Raw genomic sequence first — 16,009 nt, forward strand, 5'->3', positions numbered from 1 at the left:
GTAGGGCACAAGGCGCCCTCCCCCCGTCACGCCTCCTGCGCGTTCGGAAGCGCCAGGCGGGAAGTATCCTCCTCGCCCTCTTCCATGCCCACGCGCCCCTCGTTCAGGCGGGCGATGTCGGCGGCGGTGATATCCCCCGTGACGTACACGCCGTCAAAGCACGATGCATCAAACCCCACGATGGACGCATTGAGCGAGCCCACGGCCTTCTTCATGCCATCCACATCCTGGTAGATCAGCGCATCGCAGCCGATGGCCTGGCGGATCTCTTCGACCGTGCGGCCGTGTGCCACGAGCTCGCTGCTGGTGGGCATGTCGATGCCATACACGTTCGGGTAGCGCACCGGCGGGGCGGCGCTGGCCAGGTACACCTTGCGGGCGCCAGCGTCGCGCGCCATCTGCACGATTTCGCGGCTGGTGGTGCCGCGCACGATGGAATCATCCACCAGCAGCACATTGCGGCCCTTGAACTCGCTGGCGATCACATTGAGCTTCTGGCGCACGGACTTCTTGCGCACGCCCTGCCCCGGCATGATGAAGGTGCGGCCGACGTAGCGGTTCTTGACGAAACCTTCACGGTACGGAATACCCAAAAGGTGCGCCAGCTGTGTGGCGCTCGGACGGCTCGACTCGGGGATCGGGATGATCACGTCGATCTCATTGGGCGGCACGGTGGACACCACGCGCTTGGCCAGCGCTTCGCCGAGGTTCAGGCGGGCCTGGTAGACCGAAATTCCGTCGAGCACCGAGTCGGGACGCGCGAGGTACACGAACTCGAAGATGCACGGATTGAGCTGCGGGTTTTCCGCGCACTGGCTGGCATGCACCTTGCCATCGAGCGTGATGAAGATCGCCTCGCCAGGATCGATGTTGCGCTCGAACACATGCGAGGTGCCCTCCAGCGCCACCGACTCGCTGCCCACCATCACGGTGCCATCCTGGCTGCGCCCCATGGCCAGCGGGCGGATGCCATGCGGGTCACGAAAGGCCAGCAGGCCATGGCCGGCGATCAGCGCGATCACGGCGTAGGAGCCCTTGATGCGCTTGTGCACGGCTCGCACCGCCGTGAAGACGTCCTCGGGCTGCAGCGGCACGCCGCGGGTCGACCGCTCCAGCTCATGCGCGAACACGTTCAGCAGGACCTCGGAGTCGCTTTCGGTGTTCGTGTGCCGGTGGTCGGTCAGGAACAGTTCCGTGCGCAGCTCGCGGGCATTGGTCAGGTTGCCGTTGTGCACCAGCACGATGCCAAAGGGGGCGTTGACGTAGAACGGCTGGGCTTCTTCCTCGCTGTAGGCGTTGCCTGCGGTCGGATAGCGCACCTGGCCCAGGCCCACATTGCCCGGCAGCGCCCGCATGTTGCGGGTGCGAAACACATCGCGCACCATGCCCTTGGCCTTGTGCATGAAGAATTTGCGGCCCTGCTGGGTCACGATGCCCGCTGCGTCCTGGCCGCGGTGCTGCAGGAGCAGCAATGCGTCATAGATCAGCTGATTGACGGGCGCTGGACTGACGACGCCGACGATTCCACACATAGTTGTATTCCATCCGTTTGCGGGAACAGCCCCGCGGCAACCTCGCAGCAGCAGCTTCTGGCCACTGCCGCATCGATATCAAGAAGGCAGATGCCTTCCAAATTCTTCCGGCAACGCCGGTTTCAAGCCCTTGAGCACTTCGGCCAGCAACGGTGCCCCCTGCGACTCCTGCCACCACGGCGCTTCTCGCAGGGGCGTGAGTCCGGCCACCACGGCCACCGCCAGCAGCAGCATCGCCCCCCGCAGCACCCCGAAAACGGCCCCCAGCGTGCGGTCCGCCGGACGCAGGCCGATGGAGTCCACCAGCTTCTTGATCAGCCAGGTCACGAACCCGCAGGCAAATACCGACGCGACAAACACCACCACGAAACCCGCCGCATAGCGCAGGGAGCCCGCCGATTCGCCCACGGGCAGCACCGCCGCCATGTCCTCGGCAAACCACTGCGCCACGAAGAACGACACCACCCACCCCAGCAGGGACAGCACCTCGAACACCAGACCGCGCCAGGCGCCGATCAGCATCGATGCCAGCAGCACCGCCACGAAAATCCAGTCCAGGGCAGCCACGGATACGCTCAGCCTGCGCGCGCCTTACAGCGACAGCACGGACGCGGACAGGTCCAAGGCCTTGATCCGGGCTGCCGCCTTGTCGGCTTCGGCACGGTCGGCGAACGGCCCCACGCGAACCCGCGTGCGTTTTCCGTCCTTGGTATCCACCACCTGGGTATAGGTTTTCATGCCGGCGCGCTCCACCTTGGTGCGCGCTTCGCGGGCCTTGTCCGCGTCCGCGAAGGCACCAACCTGCACGATGAACCGGTTTTCATCGGCCTTAGCGGCAGCACCCGCGGATTCCGCCGGGCGGCCTTCCAGCAAGGCACGGGCGCGCGCAGCGTCGTCCGGACGCGGTGCTGCGGGCTTGTGTTCAGGCACGGGTTTGGGCTCAGGCCTGGGTTCGGGCTTTGCTTCCGGCTTGGCAGGCGTGACCGCCGCGGCCGGCCTGGATGCCGCCGGGCGCGACCCCTGCACCAGTTCCTCGCCCTCCGTCAGGCCATTGCCGGCCACGTTGCCACGTGCGGGGGGGGCCGGACGCTGGGCAGGCGCCTCCGCAGCCGTGGGTGTCGCAGGCCTGGGCGCTGGCGCTTCGGCCACGGGCCCGGGCACCACCAGGGGAGCGACCTTGTTGCGGTCCGGAATTTCGATGGGAATGTCCACCGGAATCGGGCGGGGCTGCGTGTCGAACAGCATCGGAAATCCGATCACCCCGATCAGCACCAGGACGGCCGCGCCGATCAGCCGGTGGCGGGCACGCCGGCGCATCACTTCGATGCTCTCGGCCTGCGGGGTGCGCGGACGCTTGGACGGCTTTTCGGCCTGAGGTTGCTCACTGTGACCGGGCCACCGAAACTTGAAAAATGCCATGGAGTAACGACTCGTGCGGACCTTATGCGCCCAGATGTTTGGCGTGCAGGCGAGGTGTTCCATTGATCAGCACACCGCCCACCGTGTAAAACGAGCCAAAGACCACGATTCTATCAGCGGGGTCCGCCGCGGCGACTGCCGCCTGCAGGGCATCCATGGGGTCCGGGTGCAAGGTCGAGGTGACGTCGCGGCGCCCGCCCGCCACCATCTGTACGGCATTCCATTTCTGCTGCAGCACGGCGGCCGTCTCGGCCCGGGGCGTGGGCAGATTGGTGAAGTACCAGCGGTCGATCAGCGGCCCTACCTTGGCCAGCATGGGGGCCAGGTCCTTGTCGGCCATGGCCCCGAAGACCGCGTGGGTCGTGGGAAAGAAGCCCATGGCGTCCAGATTGGCCGTGAGCGCGGCCGCGGAGTGCGGGTTGTGCGCCACGTCCAGCACCAGCGTGGGCTGGCCAGGCACGATCTGGAACCGTCCCGGCAACTCCACCATGGCCAGGCCATTGCGCACCGCCTGGGCCGTCACCGGCAGGCGTTCGCGCAGGGCTTCCAGCGCGGCCAGCACGCCCGATGCATTGATCAGCTGGTTCGCGCCACGCAGCGATGGATAGGCCAGCCCCGCGTAGCGGCGGCCCCGGCCGGCCCAGCTCCACTGCAGCTTGTCGCCCGAGAAATTGAAATCCTTGCCGAACCGCCACAGATCAGCCCCGATTTCGAGGGCGTGGTCGGCGATGCTCTGCGGCGCCATCGGGTCGCTCACGATCACCGGGCGCCCCGTGCGCATGATGCCGGCCTTTTCCCGGCCGATGCTCTCGCGGTCCGGCCCGAGGAACTCGGTGTGGTCGATGTCGATGCTGGTGATGACGGCGCAATCGGCATCAATGATGTTGGTGGCATCCAGCCGCCCTCCGAGGCCCACTTCGAGGATGGCCACATCCAGCCGGGAATGACTCATCAGGCGCAGGATGGCCAGCGTGGTGAATTCGAAGTAAGTAAGGGAGACTTCATCGCCATTTTGGGTCCTGGCGCTTTCCACAGCTTCGAAATGCGCTATCAGGTCCGAAGCAGGAATGATCTCGCCATGCACACGGCACCGTTCCTCGAAATGCACGAGGTGGGGCGATGTGTACACCCCCGTGCGGTAGCCCGCCTGCAGGGCCACGGCTTCCAGCATGGCGCAGGTGGAGCCTTTTCCATTGGTGCCCGCCACGGTGACCACGGGGCAGTCGAACCGCAAGGCCATCCGGCGCGCCACTTCACGGACGCGGTCCAGGCCCATCTCGATATTGCGGGGGTGAAGCTGTTCGCAGTGGCGAAGCCAGCCTTCCAGGGTGTGGATTTTGGTATGCATACAGGGCGGGATTGTCGCCCAGGCCGCAATTGGCGGATGATGCGCGGCATGACAACCTCACACATCACCGTCTACGGCATTCCCAACTGCGACACCGTCAAGAAATCCCGCGCCTGGTTCACGGAACAGGGGCTGGACTACGCGTTCCATGATTTCAAGAAACAGGGCGTTCCCGCCGCCCGCCTCCCCGGCTGGATGTTGGCCGTCGGCTGGGAGAAGCTGGTCAATCGCCAGGGAACCACCTGGCGCAAGCTGGACTCGAACGTCCAGGCAGCCGTGCAAGGCGAAGACAGCGCCAGTGCCCTGATGCAGGCCCAGCCCAGCGTGATCAAGCGCCCGGTGGTCGAGTGGCAGCAGGGCGGCAAGACCCACATCTCGGTGGGTTTTGCCCCCGATCTGTGGCAAACCTGGATGGAACGGCCTGCGGCCGCGTGAATCAAGCGCACAGACCGGGGAAATTGCACAAATCTTTACGCAGATTTACGGCGACCAGGCCCTGGATTGACCTTGCCGGCCTAAACTTTTCCACAGTCTGGTGCGTTATGTACCGACCCGAAAGGAGTTTCTCCATGAAAAAGATCGTCATTTTTTCCGCCATGGCGGCCATCGCCACCATGGCCAGCGCGCAGGAGCAGGGCCGCGTGCTCTCCGCCACCCCCGTCGTGCAGCAGGTCGCCACGCCGCAGCAGGTGTGCGGCAATGAAACGGTGTACAGCGGCAACCGCACCAGCGGCGCTGGCGCCGTGATGGGCGCCATTGCCGGTGGCGCCGCCGGCAATGCCATCGGCAAAGGCAGCGGCCGTGCCGCCGCCACCGCCATCGGCGTGCTGGGCGGTGCCGTGCTGGGCAACCAGATCGAAGGCGGACAGCCCCAGTACCAGAACGTGCAGCGTTGCACCACCGAGACGTACTACGAAAATCGCACGGTCGGCTACGACGTGGTCTATGAGTACGCCGGGCGCCAGTACACCACCCGCACCCAGACGGATCCGGGCCGCTGGATTCCCTTGAGCGTGCAGCCCGCGGGCCAGACCTACTCCACGCAGCCCGACCCGTACGCTTCGCAAGGCGTGTACAGCCAGCCTGGCGTGGTGACCTCCACCTATCCCGCGCAACCGGTGTACCAGCAGCCCACCTATGTGACGCCGCCCGTCACCGTGATCGAATACGGCTACGACAGCCGCCCGTACTACCCGCACCACCGCAATCCCTACTGGCGCTGAGCCCCTGGCGCCAGCCATCGCAAAGAGCCCTTCGGGGCTCTTTTGCTTGGGCGATCTGCGGGCGGGGGGTTTTTAGTGGGGCCCCGCCGGCCAGGCCGCCGCCCCCCTGCCCTAAAATCGCGGGTTTCCTCCAACCTTATCCAGCGCACCCATGACCACCGAAAAAATCGACGGCGTGTCCGTCACCACCCAGGCCAATGTGTACTTTGACGGCAAGTGCGTGAGCCACGGCATCACCTTCCCCGATGGCACGAAGAAGTCGGTGGGCGTGGTGCTGCCAGCGACACTCACTTTCAACACCGGCGCGCCGGAAATCATGGAATGCGTGGCGGGCTCGTGCGAGTACAAGCTGGCGGGCACCGACAACTGGGTGAAGTCCTCCGCTGGCGAGAAGTTCAGCGTGCCAGGCAACTCCAAGTTCGACATCCGCGTGACCGAGGCCTACCACTACATCTGCCATTTCGGCTGAACCGGCATTTCCATCGACAAGAACAACGGACGACCGCACATGGCCACCATTCTCCAAAACCTGCCCCTGGGGCAAAAAGTCGGCATCGCCTTCTCGGGCGGCCTGGACACCAGCGCAGCCCTGCACTGGATGAAGCTCAAGGGCGCCGTGCCCTACGCCTACACCGCCAATCTGGGCCAGCCCGACGAACCCGACTACGACGCCATCCCCCGCAAGGCGATGGAGTACGGCGCCGAGAAGGCCCGCCTGGTCGACTGCCGCACGCAGCTGGCCCACGAAGGCATCGCCGCGCTGCAGGCCGGCGCCTTCCACATCTCCACCGGTGGCCTGACCTACTTCAACACCACGCCGCTGGGCCGTGCCGTGACCGGCACCATGCTCGTGGCGGCGATGAAGGAAGACGACGTCAACATCTGGGGCGACGGCTCGACCTTCAAGGGCAACGACATCGAGCGCTTCTACCGCTACGGCCTGCTCACCAACCCCTCGCTCAAGATCTACAAGCCCTGGCTGGACCAGCTGTTCATCGACGAGCTGGGCGGCCGCGCCGAGATGTCGGCGTTCATGACCCAGGCCGGATTCGGCTACAAGATGAGCGCCGAGAAGGCCTACAGCACCGACAGCAACATGCTGGGCGCCACGCACGAGGCCAAGGACCTGGAGTTCCTGTCCAGCGGCATCCGCATCGTGAACCCCATCATGGGTGTGGCGTTCTGGAAGGACGAAGTGACCGTCAAAGCCGAGGAAGTCTCGGTGCGCTTTGAAGAAGGCCAGCCCGTGGCCCTCAACGGCGTGGAGTTCAACGACCCGGTGGAACTGATCCTCGAAGCCAACCGCATCGGCGGGCGCCACGGCCTGGGCATGAGCGACCAGATCGAGAACCGCATCATCGAAGCCAAGAGCCGCGGCATCTACGAGGCCCCGGGCCTGGCGCTGCTGCACATCGCCTACGAGCGCCTGGTGACCGGCATCCACAACGAAGACACCATCGAGCAGTACCGCATGAACGGCCTGAAGCTGGGCCGCCTGCTGTACCAGGGCCGCTGGTTCGACCCGCAGGCCATCATGCTGCGCGAGACCGCCCAGCGCTGGGTGGCGCGCGCCGTGACCGGCACCGTGACGCTGGAGCTGCGCCGTGGCAACGACTACTCGCTGCTCAACACCGAATCGCCCAACCTGACCTACGCACCCGAGCGCCTGTCGATGGAAAAGGTGGAAGACGCGCCGTTCAGCCCGCTGGACCGCATCGGCCAGCTGACCATGCGCAACCTGGACATCTCGGACACCCGCGACAAGCTGGGCGTGTACTCGCGCGCCGGCCTGCTGTCGCTGGGTGGCAATGCGGCACTGGCGCAGCTGGAAAACGACCGCAAGTGATGCTGGCAAGGGCGCGGGCGGCCGGGAGCACGCCCGCCTCCGCGCCCTGCCAAACAGGCACAAAAACATGCCCTGCCGCTGGACAGGAAAGCGCGAGATGCTATAAAATAAATAGCAAAGCCACCGATCAGGTGGCTTTTTTTATGCGGCTCCGGCTGCCGGTGTTCTGGCGGGCTCCGGGTGCCTGTGCAGAAGGCTATACCACCACGGGCTCGGGCTCCAGCCGGATGCCGAAGCGCTCGTACACGCTGGTCTGGATGGCCTTGGCCAGGGTCATCACCTCGCCGCCGGTCACGCTGTCGGCACCCCGTCCCCGATTGACCAGCACGAGGGCCTGCTTTTCATACACGCCGGCCTTGCCGATGGACTTGCCCTTCCAGCCGCAGGCATCGATCAGCCAGCCCGCGGCCAGCTTGATGCTGCCGTCGGGCATGGGGTAGTGCACGATGCGCGGCTCGCGCGCGATGATGTCGGCGCACTGGTCCGGCGACACCGTGGGGTTCTTGAAGAAACTGCCCGCATTGCCCACCACGGCCGGATCGGGCAGCTTGGCGCGGCGGATGTCGCAGACCCAGCCGAAGATCTGCCGCGCCGTGGGATGCTCCACGCCCTCTTCCATGCGGCGGCGCTCCAGGTCGAGGTAGCCCAGCACCGGTTTCCAGGGCTTGGGCAGGCGAAAGCGCACATGGGTGATCACCGCCCGGCCTTCCAGTCCCATGCCGCGCGGCAACCCGCCCGCATCCAGTGCCTCCGACGGCGCATGCTTGAACACCGAATCCCGGTAGCCAAAGCCGCACTGGGCGGCATCCAGCGTGAACGTCCGGCCCGTGGCCAGGTCCATCGCGTCCAGCGACTCGAAGCGGTCCTGCAGTTCCACGCCATACGCGCCGATGTTCTGCACGGGCGCAGCCCCCACGGTGCCCGGGATCAGCGCCAGATTCTCCAGGCCCGCGTAGCCCTGCTCCAGCGTCCAGGCCACGCAGTCGTGCCAGACCTCGCCCGCGCCCGCCTCCACGATCCAGGCCTTGGGCGTGTCCTCCACCAGGCGCAGGCCCTTGATCTCCATCTTGAGCACGACGGGTTTCACATCGCCCGTCAGGATGATGTTGCTGCCACCGCCCAGGACGAATTTGGGCGCCGCGGCCAAAGCGGAATCGTTCAGCACGGCCAGCACATCGGCCGCCGAGCGCACGCGCACCAGGGTTTGGGCGCGCGCAGCGATGCCAAAGGTGTTCCAGGGCTGCAAAGGGGCGTTTTTCTCGACTACCATTGGCCCGATTGTCGCACCGGGCCCTTCCGGCCCCCTGCGAATTGCACCGTTTCCCCTGAGATTGAGAGCCACCATGCCATCTTTTGACACCGTCTGCGAAGCCAACCTCGTCGAAGTGAAAAACGCGGTCGAGAACACCGCCAAGGAAATCGCCACCCGCTTCGACTTCAAGGGCACTTCGGCCAGCATCGAGATCAAGGACAAGGACATCACGCTGATCGGCGACGCCGACTTCCAGCTCACCCAGATCGAGGACGTGCTGCGCAACAAGCTCACCAAGCGCAACGTCGATGTGCGCTTTCTCGACCTGGGCGATGTCCAGAAAATGGGTGGCGACAAGGTCAAGCAGGTCATCAAGGTGCGCAACGGCATCGAGAGCGAGCTGGCCAAGAAGATCCAGAAGCTGCTCAAGGAGAGCAAGCTCAAGGTGCAGGGCGCCATCCAGGAAGACAAGGTGCGCGTGACCGGCGCCAAGCGCGACGACCTGCAGGCGGCCATGGCGCTCATCCGCAAGGACGTGACCGACGTGCCCCTGTCCTTCGACAACTTCCGCGACTGAGATGGAGCACCCCCTGAGTCGCTTCGCGCCTTCCCCCTCCAGGGGGACGACGCCCTCGCTGCGGGGCGGCCCTGGCTTGGCGTCCCTCACCTGGGCCGCGCCAGTTCCGAGGTACGGGGGAGGCGCACAGCGCCATCGACGAATGACGATCCACTCCTTTGCCCTGGCCGCGCTGGTTGCTCTGTGCTTGGCCCCGTCCTGGGCCCATGCGCAGGCGGTGGCGCTGGCGGGCATGCTGGGCAGCAAGGCCTTGCTGGTGGTGGATGCCAACCCACCCAAGGCGGTGGGTGCTGGGGATGAGTACCAGGGCGTCAAGGTCATTACCGTCACCAAAGAAGAAGCCACCATCGAAGTCAATGGCACGCGCCGCACCCTGCGGCTGGGCGAGGCCCCCGTGAGCGTGGGCAGCCGGGGAGGCAGCGGCAAGCGCATTGTGCTGATGGCCGACAGCCGCGGGCATTTCGTCAACAGCGGCACGATCAACGGCCGCGTGATGCAGTACATGGTCGACACGGGCGCCTCCACCGTGGCCATCGGGCGGCCCGACGCGGAACGGATGGGCTTGAACTACCAGAGCGGCCAGCCCGTGCGCATGAGCACCGCGAACGGAGTGGCGCAAGGGTGGCGCATGAAGCTCGACTCGGTGCGCATCGGCGACGTCGAGGTGTTCGGGGTCGAAGCCGTCATCACCTCGCAGGCCATGCCCTACGTGCTGCTGGGCAACAGCTTCCTGACCGAGTTCCAGATGACCCGCATCAACGACCAGATGGTGCTGGAAAAGCGCAACTGAGCCCCCGACGCGCACCGCCATGTCCGTCCACCATCACGCCGGCCACCACCACCACGCCGAAGGCGAATACGAGGACCTGCTGAGCCTGTGGGCGGACCTGGAGTCCGCGCTGTCGGTGCTGCTGTCCCGCCCGCTGCAGGTGCAGGACTTCGCCGCCAAGGTGCGCCAGTTCGATGGCTGGCTGCAAGACCTGGTGGCGCACGATATCGACGCCGCCCTGTACCTGATGTTCCAGCTGGCCTCCACGTCCACCGTGGGCTACAGCGCCTCCCACGCCCTGGTGTGCGGCACGCTATGCCACATCATGGCGCATGAACTGGAGCTGCCCGCGCGCGAGCGCGACAGCCTGGTGCGCGCGGCCTTGACCATGAACATCGGCATGACCGCCCTGCAGGACGAACTGGCCGAGCAGCGCGAGCGCCCCACCACGGCCCAGCAGGAGGCCATCAAGAGCCACCCGCTGGAAAGCCAGGCGCTGCTGGAGCGCCTGTTCATCAATGACGCGCTCTGGCTGGACGTGGTCGGGCAGCACCACGCCAGCATTGCCGACCGTGTGCCGCTGGCCCAGCAAGAGCCCGAAGACCGCCTCACCCGCGTCCTGAGCACCATTGACCGCTACGCGGCCATGATCAGCCCGCGCAAGTCGCGCGCAGGCCGCAGCGCGACCGATTCGGTGCGCGCCCTCGTGGGCCAGGAAGTGGACCAGCGCGATGAAGTGAGCTACACCCTGGTGCGCTCCATCGGGCTGTGCCCGCCAGGCACCTTCGTGAAGCTCGACAACGGCGAGACGGCCATCGTGCTGCGCCGCAGCGAAAAGGCCAACCACCCTTTGGTGGCAAGCCTGCTGGACCGCAGCGGCCACCACCACGCCCAGCCCAGCCTGTACCAGACAGCCAGCGGAAAACCCCGCATCCAGTCCGCGCTGGCCCGCTCCGCCGTGGGGCTGGAGCTCAACCACCGCACCATGGTGCGCCTGGGACTGTATGCGGCACAGCATAGCGCGGGGCTGCGGGGACTCATCACCGGGCCAGGGTCCCTCTGACTCCGATGAAAAACCGGGTGGGGCCATGCAAAAAAAAGGCGGCTCCCGGCCGCCTTGGTGCCCGGCAGCGGCCAGCGCCGCCCGGCCTCAGCGCTTGCCGGGTGCCGCCTCGGCTCCCGGCTTGGCCTTCTTGCTGCCCAGGCGCGACTCCTTGCCTTCGATGAGCCGCTGGATGTTCTCCTTGTGGCGCCATGCCAGCAGCACGCCCATCACGACGATGGACGCGGCAATCGTGCCTTCGGCGTACCACACCACGCCATCCACCAGCAGGTAGTACACCGGAGCGAATGCCGCGGCCACCAGCGAGGCAAGCGACGAATACCGGAAGAAGAAGGCGATGATGAGCCAGGTGACGGCCGTGGCCAGCCCCAGCCAGACGCTGATGCCCAGCAGCACGCCCAGCGCCGTGGCCACGCCCTTGCCGCCCTGGAAGCGGAAGAAAACCGGCCACAGGTGGCCCAGGAAGGCGGCCAGACCCACCATGGCCACGGTGCCGTCCTCCAGCCCGTAGGGGCGGCCGAACCACATCACCAGCGCCACGGGCAGCCAGCCCTTCAGGGCGTCGAGCAGCAGCGTCACGATGGCCGCGGCCTTGCTGCCCGACCGCAGCACATTGGTCGCCCCCGGATTCTTGCTGCCATAGGTGCGCGGGTCGCTCAGTCCCATCACGCGCGTCACGATGACGGCGAAAGAGAGCGAGCCCAGCAGGTAGGCGGCCACGGCGGCGAGAACGGGATAGACGGCGGTCAAAGCAACTCCTCGGTAATCGGATGGTTCAGCCCTTGGAGGCTGTTCAATGGCTATTCATGGGCTGTTTTTCCCGGCGGCCTATTCTGCCAGCGCGCAATGCACGGGCTTCGCCCCCAGCAGTTGCACACACACCTGCGGGTCCAGCTGCACCAGAAAGCCCCTGCGCCCGCCGTTGATGGCGATGCGGGGCAAGGCGAGGATGGTCTCCTCGATGTACACCGGCATGGCGCGCCGTGTGCCGAACGGCGAAGTGCCACCCACCAGATAGCCACTGTGGCGGTTGGCCACCTCGGGGGCACAGGGCTCCACCGACTTGGCGCCGATCTGGCGTGCGAGGTTCTTGGTGGAGACCTTGCGGTTGCCGTGCATCAGCACCAGCAGCGGCTTGGCATCCTGGTCCTGCATGACCAGCGTCTTGACCACGGTGAAGGGGTCGAGCCCCAGCACCTCGGCGCTGTGCAATGCGCCTCCGTGCTCCAGATAGTCATAGGGGTGCTCGGTGAAAGCCACCTTGTTGGCCTTGAGCAACTGGGTGGCTTGGGTCTCGGAAACGTGTTCTTTCTTGGCCATGGTGCGGTGTGCGTAGGAAGCGAATGGTATCCAGTTGTGAACGCCCCTCGGCGGTCAGGGTGCGGCGGGCCGCATGGCCACCGCGGTCCTGCGCCGCCCCACCTTGCGCTTGCCGTACTGCTCGATGGCCGCCACCAGCGCCTGCGTGAACTGCTGCACCAGGGCCGACGGGACCCGCCCCTCGGCCGCCAGCACCTGCAGGCGCCGCTGCTGCAGCTGTGTTTCATCGAACGGCCTGGCCGCCAGCAGCCCGGCCTCCACCCAGCGCGCGGCCGTCAGATAGCTGGCCAGGGCCACGTCCTGGCCGCCGAGCAGCGGCAGCAGCGCCGAGGAAAAATTGCTCTCCACGGCAGGCACGTAGCGCAGGCCCTGCACCGCGCAGCTCAGGTCAAACAGCTGCCGCCCGGTGATGCTGCTGGCCCCCAGCAGCAGCGGGTAGCGCACCACATCGGCCACCGACACGCTGCGCTGGCGCGCGAGCGGGTGCTGCGCCGGCATGATGGCGTAGATCGGTGCAATGGCCGAGTGCAGCAGCTGCAGCCCCTTCTCGGGAGCGACGCTGTATTTCAGCGCCAGGTCGACCTCGCCGCGCAGCGCCAGGGCCGACACCTCGTGCGGCACGGCCACCTGCAACTGCAGCTGCACCTGCGGGTGCGCCTGCCGGAAGGCCGACATCACCAGGGGCATGAAGGTGGCGGCGAAGCCCTCGGTGCAGGCCACGCGCACGCGCACCGCGCCTTGGGCCGACAGCCCCCGCAACTGCGCCATGAGCTCCACGGACTGCACGTCATGGGCGTTGGCATGCGCCAGCAGGCGGGTGCCCGCCTCGGTCAAGGCCATGCCGCGCGCCTGGCGCTCGAACAGCACCACCCCCAGGCTGTCCTCCAGCTTGCCGAGCTGGCGGCTCACGGCGGACGCGGCCACATGCAGACGCTGCGCCGCCTGGTTGACGGAGCCGGTGCGCGCCACTTCCAGAAAGTAGCGCAGGGGCAGGCTGAGCAGTGAAACGGGCATGGTGGGGAAATGAACAAAAAGAGAATGGTCAATTGCCAAATCTCTATCCATGGCAATGGTAAACCGGCGCCCATCTTGCATGGTTTAAGGCTCCAATTCACCCATGGCCGTGTGCCACAGCGGTGCCGCCTTCAAGGTGGCACCGCCTGCGCCACGGGCCCCACCTTCCGGAGTCCGCATGAAACGCCTTGTTCAAGCCTCTTTGCTGTCCGCCGCCCTGTCCTGCGCCGCCAGCCTCTCCCATGCCCAGGCGGCGGCGCCCGCCGATGCGTGGCCCCAGCGCCCGGTGCGCATGGTCGTGCCCTTTCCGCCCGGCGGCGGCACGGATGCCGTGGCCCGCGCACTGGGCCAGAAGCTGTCGGTGCGCCTGGGCAAGCCCGTGGTCATCGACAACAAGCCAGGGGCCTCCACCATCATCGGGACCGAGGCCGTGGTGCGGGCAGACCCCGACGGCTACACGCTGCTGGTGTCTGGCTCCACCAGCTACACGGTGAACCCGGCCCTGCGCAGCAAGCTGCCCTACGACCCCGCCAGGGACCTAGTGCCCGTGGCCACCGTGGCCCGCGCGCCCCTGGTGCTGGTGGTCAGCGCCACCGCGCCCTACAAGGACCTGAACGCGCTGATCGCCGCAGCCAAGGCCGCGCCCAAGGGCATTCACTACGCCACGTTCGGTTCCGGCTCGGGCCCGCACCTGGCGGGGGCGCTGCTGGAGCAGGCCGCGGGCATCAAGCTGCAGGACGTGCCCTACCGGGGCAGCAGCCAGTCGCTGATGGCCCTCATCGGCGGGGAAATCCAGCTCGGCATCGACACCGTGGCCGCCGCCGCGCCGCAGGTGAAGGCCGGCAAGCTGCGCGCGCTGGCGATTGCGGGCAAATCGCGCTCGAGCATGCTGCCCGGCGTGCCCACGGTGGAAGAACTGAAGCTGCCCGATGCGGTGTTCGACGCCTGGTATGCCATTGCCGCACCCGCCAGGACACCGGCGGCCATCATCAGGAAGCTGGTGGCTGACGTGGAGGCCGTGACCCGCGACAGCGGCATGCAGGAGCAGATGCGCGCCCAGGGCATGGAACCCGTGCACCTGGGGCCCGCGGCCACGCGCGCCGTGATCGACGACGAGATCGGCCGCTACCGTGCGCTGGCCCACCGCGCGCAGATCGTGGTGGAGTGAAGCTGACACAAGGAGAACACGATGAACCGAGAGCAACTGATCCAGAACGTCCAGCGCTACTTCGACGACGGCCGCTTTGCCGGCGACCTGCGCCGCCGCGTGGCCTGGCGCACCGAGAGCGACACCGGCAAGGTGCCGCCTGAACTGCGCACCTACCTCACCGACGAAATGGTGCCGTGGCTTGCGCCCCTGGGCTTCGAATGCCAGGTGCTGGACAATCCCTCGCCCCTGGGCGGGCCCTTCCTCATCGCCCGGCGCGTGGAAGACCCGGCCCTGCCGACCGTGCTGACCTACGGGCACGGCGACGTGGTCAATGGCCAGGAGAGCAACTGGCGCGAAGGCCTCTCGCCCTGGGAACTGACCATCGAGGGCGAGCGCTGGTATGGCCGTGGCACCGCCGACAACAAGGGCCAGCACACGGTGAGCCTGGCGGCCCTGGCCCACGCCATCGAGGCGCGCGGCGGCCGGCTGGGCTACAACGTGACCTTGATCATGGAGATGGGCGAAGAGGCCGGCTCGCCCGGCCTGGGCGCGTTCTGCGAGCAGCACAGCGACGCGCTGAAGGCCGACCTGTTCGTCGCCAGCGACGGCCCGCGCGTGAACGCGGGCCACCCCACCCTCTTCCTGGGCTCGCGCGGCGCGATCAACTTCTCGCTCACCGTGCGCAGCCGCGACAAGGCCTATCACTCGGGCAACTGGGGTGGCGTGCTGGCCAATCCGGCCACCGTGCTCACGCACGCGCTGGCCACGCTCGTCGATGCCAAAGGCCGCATCCTCGTCAAGGGCCTGCTGCCGCCCGCGGTTCCCGGCAAGCTGCGCACCGCCCTCAAGGATGTGGTGATCGGCGCAGGCGCCGACGACCCCGCGCTCACGCCCGGCTGGGGCGAGCCGGGCCTCACGCCGGCCGAGCAGTTGGTGGGCTGGAACACGCTCGAAGTGCTGGCCCTGGGCGCGGGCTCTCCCCAGCGCCCGGTCAATGCCATTCCGTCCGGTGCGGTGGCGCACTGCCAGCTGCGCTTCGTGGTGGGCACCGACTGGCACAACGTCGAGCGCACGCTGCGCGAACACCTGGACGCCCGTGGCTTCACCGACGTGGCCATCGGCATGGGCATGGTGTGCGGCGCCACGCGGCTGGACCTGCACAACCCCTGGGTGGACTGGACGCTGGCATCGCTGCAGGCCAGCGCGGGCCAGCGCGCCACGCTGCTGCCCAACCTGGCGGGCTCGCTGCCCAACGACATCTTCGCCGACCAGCTGGGCCTGCCCACGCTGTGGGTGCCGCATTCGTACCCGGCCTGTGCCCAGCACGCGCCCAACGAGCATCTGCTGGCCTCCGTGGCGCGCGAAGGGCTGGCGGTGATGGCGGGCTTGTTCTGGGACCTGGGCGAGGCGCAAGGCGTGCCGTGGAAAGCCGGCGCGCTGAGCACACCAGAAGCCCCGGCGGCGGCGTGAGCTACTGGCCGCGACCCATTGCGCGT

Annotated in this window: 17 protein-coding genes; 9 read left to right on the forward strand and 8 right to left on the reverse strand. The window is 67.0% G+C overall.

Features of this window, described 5'->3' with window-relative positions:
- Window positions 1–26: 26 nt before the first annotated feature.
- The 4 genes from purF to folC all read right to left on the reverse strand — a co-directional run bounded on the left by purF (window position 27) and on the right by folC (window position 4,299).
- Window positions 27–1,532, reverse strand: coding sequence for an amidophosphoribosyltransferase (gene purF, locus AC07OD_RS14600; RefSeq protein WP_218338764.1), 1,506 nt, complete (start codon window positions 1,530–1,532; stop codon window positions 27–29).
- 78 nt (window positions 1,533–1,610) lie between these two features.
- The gene (locus AC07OD_RS14605; protein ID WP_494597335.1) at window positions 1,611–2,099 is read right to left on the reverse strand and encodes a CvpA family protein; all 489 of its coding nucleotides are present in this window, start codon (window positions 2,097–2,099) and stop codon (window positions 1,611–1,613) included.
- A gap of 24 nt (window positions 2,100–2,123) precedes the next feature.
- A complete protein-coding gene (locus AC07OD_RS14610) occupies window positions 2,124–2,951 on the reverse strand; it encodes an SPOR domain-containing protein (protein ID WP_494597374.1) in 828 nt (275 codons plus the stop codon).
- 22 nt (window positions 2,952–2,973) lie between these two features.
- A complete protein-coding gene (folC, locus tag AC07OD_RS14615; protein ID WP_494597336.1) occupies window positions 2,974–4,299 on the reverse strand; it encodes a bifunctional tetrahydrofolate synthase/dihydrofolate synthase in 1,326 nt (441 codons plus the stop codon).
- A 48-nt stretch (window positions 4,300–4,347) separates the two neighbouring features.
- Here folC and AC07OD_RS14620 point away from each other — a divergent pair, with 48 nt between their 5' ends.
- The 4 genes from AC07OD_RS14620 to argG all read left to right on the forward strand — a co-directional run bounded on the left by AC07OD_RS14620 (window position 4,348) and on the right by argG (window position 7,368).
- Window positions 4,348–4,734: an arsenate reductase gene (locus AC07OD_RS14620; protein ID WP_218338767.1), complete on the forward strand. Its 387-nt coding sequence runs from the start codon at window positions 4,348–4,350 to the stop codon at window positions 4,732–4,734.
- 134 nt (window positions 4,735–4,868) lie between these two features.
- Window positions 4,869–5,522, forward strand: coding sequence for a glycine zipper 2TM domain-containing protein (locus AC07OD_RS14625; protein WP_218297514.1), 654 nt, complete (start codon window positions 4,869–4,871; stop codon window positions 5,520–5,522).
- Window positions 5,523–5,673: 151 nt separating this feature from the next.
- Window positions 5,674–5,991, forward strand: a complete 318-nt coding sequence (ppnP, locus tag AC07OD_RS14630) for a pyrimidine/purine nucleoside phosphorylase (protein ID WP_218297515.1) — start codon at window positions 5,674–5,676, stop codon at window positions 5,989–5,991.
- A gap of 39 nt (window positions 5,992–6,030) precedes the next feature.
- The gene (gene argG / locus AC07OD_RS14635; protein WP_218297516.1) at window positions 6,031–7,368 is read left to right on the forward strand and encodes an argininosuccinate synthase; all 1,338 of its coding nucleotides are present in this window, start codon (window positions 6,031–6,033) and stop codon (window positions 7,366–7,368) included.
- Window positions 7,369–7,564: 196 nt separating this feature from the next.
- Here argG and murB read toward each other — a convergent pair whose 3' ends face one another.
- On the reverse strand, window positions 7,565–8,638 hold the full coding sequence (murB, locus tag AC07OD_RS14640; RefSeq protein ID WP_494597337.1) for a UDP-N-acetylmuramate dehydrogenase: 1,074 nt from the start codon (window positions 8,636–8,638) through the stop codon (window positions 7,565–7,567).
- 73 nt (window positions 8,639–8,711) lie between these two features.
- On the opposite strand from murB, the gene AC07OD_RS14645 reads away from it, so the two are divergent.
- The 3 genes from AC07OD_RS14645 to AC07OD_RS14655 all read left to right on the forward strand — a co-directional run bounded on the left by AC07OD_RS14645 (window position 8,712) and on the right by AC07OD_RS14655 (window position 11,029).
- Window positions 8,712–9,197, forward strand: a complete 486-nt coding sequence (locus tag AC07OD_RS14645; protein WP_218297518.1) for a YajQ family cyclic di-GMP-binding protein — start codon at window positions 8,712–8,714, stop codon at window positions 9,195–9,197.
- 142 nt (window positions 9,198–9,339) lie between these two features.
- Entirely contained in the window at window positions 9,340–9,987 is a 648-nt protein-coding gene (locus AC07OD_RS14650) for a retropepsin-like aspartic protease family protein (RefSeq protein WP_218297519.1), read from the forward strand.
- 19 nt (window positions 9,988–10,006) lie between these two features.
- Window positions 10,007–11,029 carry an HD-GYP domain-containing protein gene (locus AC07OD_RS14655; protein ID WP_218338769.1) on the forward strand — a complete coding sequence of 341 codons (1,023 nt, stop codon included), beginning with the start codon at window positions 10,007–10,009 and terminating at the stop codon, window positions 11,027–11,029.
- An 87-nt stretch (window positions 11,030–11,116) separates the two neighbouring features.
- Here the strand turns inward: AC07OD_RS14655 and plsY are convergent, their stop codons facing one another.
- The 3 genes from plsY to AC07OD_RS14670 all read right to left on the reverse strand — a co-directional run bounded on the left by plsY (window position 11,117) and on the right by AC07OD_RS14670 (window position 13,363).
- Complete coding sequence (gene plsY / locus AC07OD_RS14660; RefSeq protein ID WP_218297521.1) at window positions 11,117–11,779, reverse strand: glycerol-3-phosphate 1-O-acyltransferase PlsY; 663 nt, start codon at window positions 11,777–11,779, stop codon at window positions 11,117–11,119.
- Between the two features lie 78 nt (window positions 11,780–11,857).
- Complete coding sequence (locus AC07OD_RS14665; protein ID WP_218338770.1) at window positions 11,858–12,349, reverse strand: aminoacyl-tRNA deacylase; 492 nt, start codon at window positions 12,347–12,349, stop codon at window positions 11,858–11,860.
- Between the two features lie 54 nt (window positions 12,350–12,403).
- Window positions 12,404–13,363 (reverse strand): LysR family transcriptional regulator, encoded by a 960-nt coding sequence (locus tag AC07OD_RS14670; RefSeq protein WP_218338771.1) that lies wholly within the window; start codon window positions 13,361–13,363, stop codon window positions 12,404–12,406.
- A gap of 178 nt (window positions 13,364–13,541) precedes the next feature.
- Here AC07OD_RS14670 and AC07OD_RS14675 point away from each other — a divergent pair, with 178 nt between their 5' ends.
- Both AC07OD_RS14675 and AC07OD_RS14680 read left to right on the forward strand, forming a co-directional pair.
- Entirely contained in the window at window positions 13,542–14,531 is a 990-nt protein-coding gene (locus tag AC07OD_RS14675; protein ID WP_218338772.1) for a Bug family tripartite tricarboxylate transporter substrate binding protein, read from the forward strand.
- Between the two features lie 21 nt (window positions 14,532–14,552).
- Window positions 14,553–15,983 carry a M20 family metallopeptidase gene (locus AC07OD_RS14680; protein ID WP_492255219.1) on the forward strand — a complete coding sequence of 477 codons (1,431 nt, stop codon included), beginning with the start codon at window positions 14,553–14,555 and terminating at the stop codon, window positions 15,981–15,983.
- The last annotated feature ends 26 nt before the right edge of the window (window positions 15,984–16,009 follow it).

The sequence above is a fragment of the Acidovorax sp. GW821-FHT10E03 genome (assembly GCF_059415205.1).

Bases quoted from the DNA above. Each gene is read 5' to 3' on its own strand.
- purF (WP_218338764.1), bottom strand. From the start codon at position 1,532: ATGTGTGGAATCGTCGGCGTCGTCAGTCCAGCGCCCGTCAATCAGCTG.
- AC07OD_RS14610 (WP_494597374.1), bottom strand. From the start codon at position 2,951: ATGGCATTTTTCAAGTTTCGGTGGCCCGGTCACAGTGAGCAACCTCAG.
- folC (WP_494597336.1), bottom strand. From the start codon at position 4,299: ATGCATACCAAAATCCACACCCTGGAAGGCTGGCTTCGCCACTGCGAA.
- AC07OD_RS14620 (WP_218338767.1), top strand. From the start codon at position 4,348: ATGACAACCTCACACATCACCGTCTACGGCATTCCCAACTGCGACACC.
- AC07OD_RS14625 (WP_218297514.1), top strand. From the start codon at position 4,869: ATGAAAAAGATCGTCATTTTTTCCGCCATGGCGGCCATCGCCACCATG.
- ppnP (WP_218297515.1), top strand. From the start codon at position 5,674: ATGACCACCGAAAAAATCGACGGCGTGTCCGTCACCACCCAGGCCAAT.
- argG (WP_218297516.1), top strand. From the start codon at position 6,031: ATGGCCACCATTCTCCAAAACCTGCCCCTGGGGCAAAAAGTCGGCATC.
- murB (WP_494597337.1), bottom strand. From the start codon at position 8,638: ATGGTAGTCGAGAAAAACGCCCCTTTGCAGCCCTGGAACACCTTTGGC.
- AC07OD_RS14645 (WP_218297518.1), top strand. From the start codon at position 8,712: ATGCCATCTTTTGACACCGTCTGCGAAGCCAACCTCGTCGAAGTGAAA.
- AC07OD_RS14650 (WP_218297519.1), top strand. From the start codon at position 9,340: ATGACGATCCACTCCTTTGCCCTGGCCGCGCTGGTTGCTCTGTGCTTG.
- AC07OD_RS14655 (WP_218338769.1), top strand. From the start codon at position 10,007: ATGTCCGTCCACCATCACGCCGGCCACCACCACCACGCCGAAGGCGAA.
- AC07OD_RS14665 (WP_218338770.1), bottom strand. From the start codon at position 12,349: ATGGCCAAGAAAGAACACGTTTCCGAGACCCAAGCCACCCAGTTGCTC.
- AC07OD_RS14670 (WP_218338771.1), bottom strand. From the start codon at position 13,363: ATGCCCGTTTCACTGCTCAGCCTGCCCCTGCGCTACTTTCTGGAAGTG.
- AC07OD_RS14675 (WP_218338772.1), top strand. From the start codon at position 13,542: ATGAAACGCCTTGTTCAAGCCTCTTTGCTGTCCGCCGCCCTGTCCTGC.
- AC07OD_RS14680 (WP_492255219.1), top strand. From the start codon at position 14,553: ATGAACCGAGAGCAACTGATCCAGAACGTCCAGCGCTACTTCGACGAC.